Genomic DNA, 8,450 nt, shown 5'->3' on the forward strand with positions numbered 1-8,450 from the left:
AAAAGTCCCCCTTTTTAAGGGGGATTTAGGGGGATCTGTCTGGCTATACCTCACAAGATCGCGAAGTGCTGTATCAAAGAATTCGAGGAGTGCGGGCATCTTGCCCGCTTCTTAACAAATTTTCATGTCCGCTTGCGGAAACCGGACTTGATATGAACCGGAGTTGATATTACTTTAACTCTTTAGCGCGACCGCCTCCCGTTTTTTCCACCCAAATCGAATTAAAATTTTTCAACATAATCTCAGTCGGATTGATCTTTTCATCGCTGCCAATGGGCTGAAAAACGGCATTCACATTGGGATAAACAAAAAATGGAATCGAAATCCGACTTTTCGCCAGAGTATGAATCACTTCATGGGGAGTGCTAATAAATAAGCCATTCGTCCACAGTTGTAACATATCCCCTAAATTAACCACAAAGGCATCTTCTAAACATATGGCATCAATCCAAGCCTCTTTAGCATATACGCGCAAGGAAGGATTGGGAAAATATTCTTGAATTAAGATCGTGAAAATCCCATTATCGGTATGCTTCCCAGCAATGCCACCTTCGGGGGGATAATGAATAGTACGATGGATTAAGATCGGTTCATCAAAATAAGGGTCAAAGTAATCGGGTTTTTGCCCTAAAGCAACGGCTAATCCTCGTAAAAGATGGGGAACAACTTTGCTCATGATTTCCCCTTGCAGTTGATAATGGCACGAGGCAAAACCCGGCGCTACTGTCTCATCTGGAATGAGGGTAGTTCCGGTAAAAGGTTGGTCAGAATGGGGGCGTTCTATGCCTAAATCAAACAGCTCTTTGGGATCGGGGCCAACATCTTCATGCAAGGTTTCACCATAGAGGGGACTGTAGCCTCTACAGGTATTTGGATAAACAGTTTGTTTGTCTTGACTGTAGGCTTTTTTCGTTTCTTCCGGCAACTGGAAAAAGTTGCGAGAAGCCTGAATGGTTTTCTGGACTAATTCGGAGGAGATACCATGATCTTTAAGATAAAAAAATCCATGCTCTAAGCAAGTATCATATAGCCGTTTGTGTTCTTCATTTCCGGAGGGAGAACTTGATTTTTTAAGTTGGGCTAATGAAATAATCGGTAACGTATTCATTTGTTTTTCTCCTAATTGTTAATCCCATAGGTAACGATATAGCGATCGCTCTTTCTTTCCTCGCTACAGCAAAAGTACAGACCATCAGAACTTTCCCTTCAAGTAGCAAAACAGGCGATCGCCGCTAAAGCCAAACCCATACCGATCGCCTGTTTCAGGGTCACGGCTTCTTGCAAGACAACTACTCCGAGGACAATAACCACCAGAGGATAGAGAGCAGACAGAGTAGCCACCAGACCGACAGATCCTTTGGATACGGCTTGGATATAGAACAGCACCCCCAAAAAGTTGAGCATTCCGGCAATTATGGCCAAAATTGCGCCTTGGGGATGGGTTTCTAGGCGATCGCCCACCTTGAGAAAGATCAGGGTGGCCAAGATTGCCCCTCCTAACCCTTGATAGACGATCGCACTTTTAGCACTAATATATTGGTTCGATAACTTGGGCAAAAACGCCCAACCGCCCCAACAGAAAATTGCTCCCAGTGTCAGCCATAACCATCCTTTCATCTGTACCCAGACCTGTTATTGATAAACGGCAATGGGTTCACCCAGCACCTCCATAATCGGCTCTACCCCTAATCCTGGCCCCTCTGGAGCCACCGTTTTACCCCCTTGACCCCGCGGCCCGCCCGTGGCAGTATTCACTGTCAGCATCTCATGGCACAACCAAGTCGCCCGCAGGTGAGTCGCTGGAGTAGACTGTGCCAAATGCACCGATCCCGCATCCCCGATCGCACTTCCCCCCGTCACCTCAATATTCATGCGAATCCCCGTTTCCACACAGAAATCACGAATTCGCTTGGCCTTCGTCAAGCCTCCCACCCGACCAATCTTCAACCCGATCGCCTCACACGCACGATCCGCTTGAGCGCGAACAATATGACCATAGGCCTGAATCGATTCATCCAAGATAATCGCATGATTCGTTAGCCTCCGCAGTTGCAAGCACTCTTCATAGGTTTCACAGGGTTGCTCAAAATAGAGGATCGGCTCTTTCACCGCATTCATCACCCGCATCCCCTCATCCACCAACCAAGCGCGGTTCACATCAAAGGTCGCCGTTTCATCCGGAGGTAAATACGCACCAATGGCTTTAATCCGCTCAATGTCTAAAGCCACATCCGCCCCAATTTTACAGGTATGCACCTTTTCGCCCCTGGCTTGACCCCGTTTAATCGATTCAATCATCCCCTCTGGGGTATCCGTGGGCACAGAGTTTTGAATCGTAATCTCTTGGTCAATGCGACCGCCAAACAGTTCGCACAGGGGTAATCCGGTGAATTTTCCCAGGATATCCCAACAGGCCATATCCAGAGGAGATTTAATGTAGGGATGACCCGGTAGAGCCATATCCATCGCCCGATAAACAACATCGATCCGTCGGGGGTCTAGGCCAATCAGTTGGGGCGCTAACTCCTCAATTCCCGCCCGAATACCTCTAGGAAAGGCGGGTAAATAAGTTGACCCCCAAGGGCAGCCTTCCCCCCAGCCCCGGATACCTTCATCTGTATCCATGGCGATAATGGTGGAATCGAGTTTATCGAAGTACAAGCGCCCTCCAGAGAGTCGGTAGGGATGCTCCAGGGGTAAGGTCACTTGATAGACGGTGATTTTAGTAATTTTCATGGGTTAGGGGATGGCTAGGTTTAACTCAGATGGTTGAGGATTTTGGTTAAAACGGGGAGATTTGCTCGACGACCGAAGTCAAAGGATTGGATTTTGGGGACAATGGCTGGATCGGGTTGGTAGGAGGTGATGTTATCAAATACCCAACAGGTTCCGCAACTCCAGCGAATCACATCCTCGATTAGTTGGTCGCTTAAGCCCATGTTTTTGCCCAGGTGGTGAGCTTCCCCTAAAATCAGGTAGTTGATATAGGCCATGAAGTCGGTGAGCGATCGCGCCATATCCATTAGAATTGGATCGTCTAAGGGTTCCGGTGCAGGATATTGGAGTTCGTAGGGACGGGGTTTGATGCGACCGAAAATATCGCTGATTTTTTCCTCAGAATGAATATAGCTGCGATTCAAACCATAGGGAGAGGGAGCGGTAAAATGGGGCACTCTCAGATTCACCCCATTATCCTCTTCGATCAGCTTAGTGACTTTCACATGGTTATCATGGGCATCATATTTCTGTCCCGCTTCCCGGTATCGTTCTTCGATGATGCGACCGATGGGGAGGGGAACGTTGAGTTCGTTGGCTAAGTTTACCGTCAAGTCCGTATCTTTAACTGTGATTTCTAGGGAGCAGGAGTAGTCATAGCTGCCGTCAAAAATAAACGGGGTGACTTGCTCGGCCACGAAGCTACTGCCTTGGGAAGAGCGGATCAGATCCCACATCCAGAGCAGGGGAATGCCATAGATTTTACAAATCATCAGCACTTCGCCCACGGTCACCATGCCGGTGTAAAAGAGCAGGTTAGTTAACAGTTTGACGGTCTGTGCTTCGCCGATGGTGTCGCTGACAAAGAACGAGATTTCGCCCATGGAGTCGAGGGAGCCTTTGCTGAGGTCGTAGCCTTGGCGATCGCCGCTCACATAGAAGCTTACGTTACAAAAATCAACCCCCATATGCGAAAGATTACTAACCGGCGACTCCAGACTAAAGATCCCTTTTTTCCTCGCTTCTCTGGCAATATTTTGGGTATTGTGGTAGTCCGTTGTCGAGAAGTCCATCCAGGTTGTCCCCGGCCTCATCCCTTCCACCGCTCCACTCGGCCCTAACATATTCTCTAAAACATGATGGGGTAAGGGCAAATTGGTAATCACTAAATCTGAGCCTTGAGCCGCTTCTTTGGGGCTGTTTTTCCAGATGGCTCCTTTGGCAATCACCGGCTCGGCCGCTTCTTTGTACTTATCATACACTTGCACCCGATAGCCATCTTTGAGCAGTTTGTAGATCATCTGCTTGCCCATAGCGCCCGTGCCGATATAGGCAATTTTTTGCTTACTCATCCGTGAGTTTCCTTTCTCTTACTTAAGGATTGTTTTCAGGCGTAATTACAACTTTGCCAAAAAAGCTTTTGCTTTGAAAAAATTTCTGCGCCTCTTGCATTTGACTCAGGGGAAAAACTTTAGCGACTGGAGGTTTCAACAGACCTCGTTCGATATATCCGAGCAAATTCTGAAATACTGCGGGTTCATAACGGTTGCCTCCATGCATCTCTACATCTTTGTAGATCAGATCTCGCAAATCCAGCTCAACCAGTGGCCCGGCGATCGCTCCAGAAGTCACATACCTTCCACCCACCACAAGGCTCTTGAAGATCAGACTAAAGTATTCTCCGCCCACTACATCTGCAACTACTGTAATTTCATGCTTCCCAACATTAGAAGCAAGTTGGTCATCTCGGCAATAAGCATAATCAGCACCCAACTCCTTAGCTAAATGCTCTTTGTTTGCTCCCACAATCGCAATCACAACTGCGCCTCGAATTTTCGCTAATTGTATGGCTGCACTGCCCACACCACCGGAAGCTCCTGTAATCAGGACTGTATCTCTAGCTGCGACTCTCGCCTTAGTTAACATATTCTCTGCTGTGGAATAAGCACAGGGCAGCGTTGCTAACTGAGTATCCGGTAGAGGGGAATTAATGGGGTAAGCATTAGTCGCAGGAACTACTGCATATTCAGCAAAACCTCCATCGAGTTCGCTGCCCACATACTGATATTCTGCGAATTGAGCAGTACGAATCCAAGGATATACAATCACCCGTTGATTGAGGGTTTCTGGCGCGACACCCTCACCCATTCCGACAACTTTTCCCACGATATCAGCTCCCTGAATACGAGGAAATTCTACTCCTAGCTGATTCCAGGTTGCTTTTCCTCCTTCGTTGGTCTTTGTATCTTGCAGAATTTCTTGAAATCCTTGATCTGCTGCATACCAACCTGTACGAGTATTGATATCTGCATTGTTGATCGAACAAGCTCCTACTTTAATCAGGATTTCTCCTTTCTGGGGGGTTGGTTTAGGAACTTGAGTATAAACTAATTGTTCTGGGCCGCCATATCCGTTGAGAAGGACGGCATTCATTAATTCTGTCATAGGTGTTAATAGTCGGGGGTAAAAGTCCCTCTCCCAGTGGGAGAGGGATTTAGGGAGAGGGAGGGTCTACAGAACCTCAAACGCCCAATAGTGAGCGCCTTCTTCGGCAATATAGGGGCCGTCGATGATGGAGCTAACCAGTTTTACTTTCTTCTCGGCTTGTAGGCGATCGCACACTTGCTGAAAATTCGTACTATCGTAATAGCTCTTCCGGGTACTCACCACCACTAAACCACCTGGCTTAGTGAAGCGGATCATCTCTTCTACTGCCGTTGGTGGCACATGACCCAGGGTAAACACCCCGCAACTAATGGAAGCATCATACTGGTTATCGGCATAATACTCGATCTGTCCGGTCAAATCGCATTCAGCTCCCCCCTCTAAATTTCGGTAGCAGTCGGTTTTTTCTGCTGCCTCTACCATTCCCGACGAAATATCAAATCCATCGATATTTTTATAACCTTTGCGACGCAGAGCTACACCCACTAATCCTGTGCCACAACCGGCATCTAGGATTTCAATCTCTGGATCGCGCAAATTTAGGAATTTACCCAACTTTTTGGGTAATAAATCAAAATAAGCAGTAATGTATTCCGGCCCACAATATTCTTCATTTTCTACATCATGGTCATAATTCTTCGACCACTGATCGTAATAGTCTTTGATTTCATCTGGTTTACCAGAAAGCTTGTGTGCTTCCTTGATCGCATCAAAACTGTTCAGGGTTTCTTGGGTTTTGACTTGACTTGTCTTGCTCACAATCTTGTACCTTGAGTAACAACTTTTGAGATATCTCTCGATATTTCTACAATTGAGGACTATTATCTTCTGACATTAGCCCGCTCTTATCAGAGCAAGGTTTGTCCCGTTTGTCAAGTCAATGAACAATGAATAATTCCCCCATCTACCCATCCCCCCATCCCAACCTGATAAAATAATCAACATTGACGCTTCCCGGTATCCAATCATCATGCTAGTCACCTACAAAATTACCTGGGAAAAACTACCCGATGACTTTAAACTCCCGGACGATCCTGTGGACAATATCCATCAACCTGCCCTCGCTGCTGCCCTCACCGAGAGCTTAAACCAAGCCGGAAAATTAGCCGAAAATTCCCTCACGCCTACCAACTACGGGATCTGTGCCACCGTCAATGGCAAAATGGTGGTTAAAGCCCCCGATTGGGCCTATATTCCCCAGATTCGAGTTGACCGTGAAGAAGTGAGCCGTAGCTATACCCCAAACCTACAAGGCGATCCACCGGTCATTGTCCTAGAATTTTTATCGGAGACCGAGGGGGGCGAATATTCCGCAAAATCTACCTATCCCCCTGGTAAATATTTCTATTACGAGCAAATCTTGCGCGTGCCCAACTATGGGATTTTTGACCCGAAAACCGGAGAATTAGAACTCCGTCGTTTAGGCAACCAGCAGCACTATAATCTGAAGTCTCCCAATCGAGAAGGACGGTTTTGGATACCCGAAATGGGTTTATATCTGGGAGTCTGGCAAGGGTGTCGCGAAGAACTAGAGAGCTACTGGTTGCGCTGGTGGGATAAACAGGGAAATCTGTTGCTCTGGGGCACAGAGAAGGTGGAGCAAGAACGGCAAAAAACCGAGTTTGAACGGCAACGGGCTGACGCTGAACGGCAACGGGCTGAAGCTGAAGAGCAGCGAGCCGAAGCCGAACGGCAACGAGCCGATCGCCTAGCCGCCCAGTTACGAGCCGCAGGCATTGAGATCAATGAACAATAAACAATAAACAATAAACAATTGACTAACAATTGACCATCGGGATAGGGCGGGTTTACCTCATTTGATGGTGGGTATCCTAAACCTGGGTTAACCCGCCCCTACAATATCGCGGTGGGGCGATCGCCTCCTAAAAACCCAAAATCACCCCAAACCCTCGTAGGGGCGGGTTAAACCCACCCATAACGACACCCATCGATACCTGTCCTAAACCCGCCCTCACCCATTAAGCCCTTTTCCCACGGCACACCCTAAAACCAATAGTTAACAATGAATCCTTATGAATTCTAGAACAGTAACCCAACAAAAACTTATCGAATCGATCGCCAGTTTATCAGCAGAGTCTCTTTCTGAGCTGGCCCGTTTCATTGACTATCTGCACTATAAATCGGGGACAGCTCAATTGGAGCAGGAGCAACGGGACGAGAGTCAACCTAATTTCTTATTGTCTATTGCGGGTTTGGGTAGTTCCGGAGAAACCGATATTTCTGAACGAGATGAAGAGATTCTGTCCCAGGAAATCGATCCGATTTATGGCTGGACAACCTATCCCGATCGCCAACCATGACCGTTATTCTCGATACCAGTTTCTTATTTGCCTTAACCGATCGCAGCGATCGCAATCATAACCGAGTCTTGAACGTCGCTCGCAACATCAATGAGCCGATGCTGCTTCCTAGCGTTGTCCTAACTGAAGTGTGTTATCTTCTAGCATCCCGGTTAGGACATCCCGTTATGCGTCAGTTCTTAGCCAACCTAGTCGCTAGTCGCATGGAAATAGAGGGGATCGCGATCGCCGACTTAGAGCGAGTCGAGCAGATTTTGCAGCAGTATGCTGATAGTCAACTCGACTTTGTAGATGCGGTCATCGCTACCATTGCGGAGAGAGAAAACATTACCTGTATTCTTACCCTCGATCGCCGGTTCAATGAAAAATTAAAAATTAAAAATTAAAAATTGACCCTCGGCATGGGGCGGGTTTACATCATTGATGGTGGGTATCCTAAACCTGGGTAAAACCCGCCCCTACAACATCGCCGGTTCAATTAAAAATTAAAAATTAAAAATTAAAAATTAACAAGCCCAAACCGTAGGGGCGGGTTAAACCCACCCATTAGGACTCCCACCCATAACTGTCCTAAACCCGCCCTCCTCCACCGGGCGATCGCCGGTTCAATGAAAAATGAACAATTGACCATCGGCATGGGGCGGGTTTACCTCATTGATGGTGGGTATCCTAAATCTGGGTAAAACCCGCCCCTACAACATCGCCGGGTCAATTAAAAATTAAAAATTAAAAATTAAAAATTAACAAGCCCAAACCGTAGGGGCGGGTTAAACCAACCCATTAGGACTCCCACCCATAACTGTCCTAAACCCGCCCTCCACCACCAGGCGATCGGCATGGGGCGGGTTAAACCAACCCATTAGGACTCCCACCCATAACTGTCCTAAACCCGCCCTCCTCCACCGGGCGATCGCCGGTTCAATGAAAAATGAACAATTGACCATCGGGATAGGGCGGGTTTACGTCATT

10 protein-coding genes are annotated in these 8,450 nt (G+C 47.5%); 3 read left to right on the top strand and 7 right to left on the bottom strand.

The window, feature by feature from the left end:
• Window positions 1-169 precede the first annotated feature (169 nt).
• The 6 genes from PMG71_RS07055 to PMG71_RS07080 form a co-directional block, all read right to left on the bottom strand.
• Window positions 170-1,108, bottom strand: coding sequence for an isopenicillin N synthase family dioxygenase (locus tag PMG71_RS07055; RefSeq protein WP_283752950.1), 939 nt, complete (start codon window positions 1,106-1,108; stop codon window positions 170-172).
• Window positions 1,109-1,206: 98 nt separating this feature from the next.
• On the bottom strand, window positions 1,207-1,617 hold the full coding sequence (locus PMG71_RS07060; protein ID WP_283752951.1) for an EamA family transporter: 411 nt from the start codon (window positions 1,615-1,617) through the stop codon (window positions 1,207-1,209).
• 15 nt (window positions 1,618-1,632) lie between these two features.
• Window positions 1,633-2,736, bottom strand: a complete 1,104-nt coding sequence (locus PMG71_RS07065; RefSeq protein ID WP_283752952.1) for a mandelate racemase/muconate lactonizing enzyme family protein — start codon at window positions 2,734-2,736, stop codon at window positions 1,633-1,635.
• A 20-nt stretch (window positions 2,737-2,756) separates the two neighbouring features.
• Window positions 2,757-4,067 carry an NAD(P)-dependent oxidoreductase gene (locus tag PMG71_RS07070; RefSeq protein ID WP_283752953.1) on the bottom strand — a complete coding sequence of 437 codons (1,311 nt, stop codon included), beginning with the start codon at window positions 4,065-4,067 and terminating at the stop codon, window positions 2,757-2,759.
• A gap of 22 nt (window positions 4,068-4,089) precedes the next feature.
• Window positions 4,090-5,160, bottom strand: a complete 1,071-nt coding sequence (locus PMG71_RS07075; protein WP_283752954.1) for an alcohol dehydrogenase family protein — start codon at window positions 5,158-5,160, stop codon at window positions 4,090-4,092.
• Between the two features lie 66 nt (window positions 5,161-5,226).
• Entirely contained in the window at window positions 5,227-5,919 is a 693-nt protein-coding gene (locus PMG71_RS07080; protein ID WP_283752955.1) for a class I SAM-dependent DNA methyltransferase, read from the bottom strand.
• Between the two features lie 211 nt (window positions 5,920-6,130).
• On the opposite strand from PMG71_RS07080, the gene PMG71_RS07085 reads away from it, so the two are divergent.
• The 3 genes from PMG71_RS07085 to PMG71_RS07095 all read left to right on the top strand — a co-directional run bounded on the left by PMG71_RS07085 (window position 6,131) and on the right by PMG71_RS07095 (window position 7,867).
• Entirely contained in the window at window positions 6,131-6,916 is a 786-nt protein-coding gene (locus PMG71_RS07085) for a Uma2 family endonuclease (RefSeq protein WP_283752956.1), read from the top strand.
• Window positions 6,917-7,193: 277 nt separating this feature from the next.
• Window positions 7,194-7,481 carry a hypothetical protein gene (locus PMG71_RS07090; RefSeq protein WP_283752957.1) on the top strand — a complete coding sequence of 96 codons (288 nt, stop codon included), beginning with the start codon at window positions 7,194-7,196 and terminating at the stop codon, window positions 7,479-7,481.
• Window positions 7,478-7,867 (top strand): type II toxin-antitoxin system VapC family toxin, encoded by a 390-nt coding sequence (locus PMG71_RS07095; protein ID WP_283752958.1) that lies wholly within the window; start codon window positions 7,478-7,480, stop codon window positions 7,865-7,867. The genes PMG71_RS07090 and PMG71_RS07095 overlap by 4 nt, the downstream gene beginning before the upstream one ends.
• Window positions 7,868-8,248: 381 nt before the next feature.
• On the opposite strand, the gene PMG71_RS07100 is transcribed toward PMG71_RS07095, so the two are convergent.
• The gene (locus PMG71_RS07100) at window positions 8,249-8,425 is read right to left on the bottom strand and encodes a hypothetical protein (RefSeq protein WP_283752959.1); all 177 of its coding nucleotides are present in this window, start codon (window positions 8,423-8,425) and stop codon (window positions 8,249-8,251) included.
• Window positions 8,426-8,450: the final 25 nt, after the last annotated feature.

Source organism: Roseofilum acuticapitatum BLCC-M154, from assembly GCF_030068475.1.
In the GTDB taxonomy this organism is placed as follows: domain Bacteria; phylum Cyanobacteriota; class Cyanobacteriia; order Cyanobacteriales; family Desertifilaceae; genus Roseofilum; species Roseofilum acuticapitatum.

Coding starts and splice junctions, on each gene's coding strand:
- PMG71_RS07055 (WP_283752950.1), bottom strand. CDS start 1,108: ATGAATACGTTACCGATTATTTCATTAGCCCAACTTAAAAAATCAAGT.
- PMG71_RS07060 (WP_283752951.1), bottom strand. CDS start 1,617: ATGAAAGGATGGTTATGGCTGACACTGGGAGCAATTTTCTGTTGGGGC.
- PMG71_RS07065 (WP_283752952.1), bottom strand. CDS start 2,736: ATGAAAATTACTAAAATCACCGTCTATCAAGTGACCTTACCCCTGGAG.
- PMG71_RS07070 (WP_283752953.1), bottom strand. CDS start 4,067: ATGAGTAAGCAAAAAATTGCCTATATCGGCACGGGCGCTATGGGCAAG.
- PMG71_RS07075 (WP_283752954.1), bottom strand. CDS start 5,160: ATGACAGAATTAATGAATGCCGTCCTTCTCAACGGATATGGCGGCCCA.
- PMG71_RS07085 (WP_283752956.1), top strand. CDS start 6,131: ATGCTAGTCACCTACAAAATTACCTGGGAAAAACTACCCGATGACTTT.
- PMG71_RS07090 (WP_283752957.1), top strand. CDS start 7,194: ATGAATTCTAGAACAGTAACCCAACAAAAACTTATCGAATCGATCGCC.
- PMG71_RS07095 (WP_283752958.1), top strand. CDS start 7,478: ATGACCGTTATTCTCGATACCAGTTTCTTATTTGCCTTAACCGATCGC.
- PMG71_RS07100 (WP_283752959.1), bottom strand. CDS start 8,425: ATGGTCAATTGTTCATTTTTCATTGAACCGGCGATCGCCCGGTGGAGG.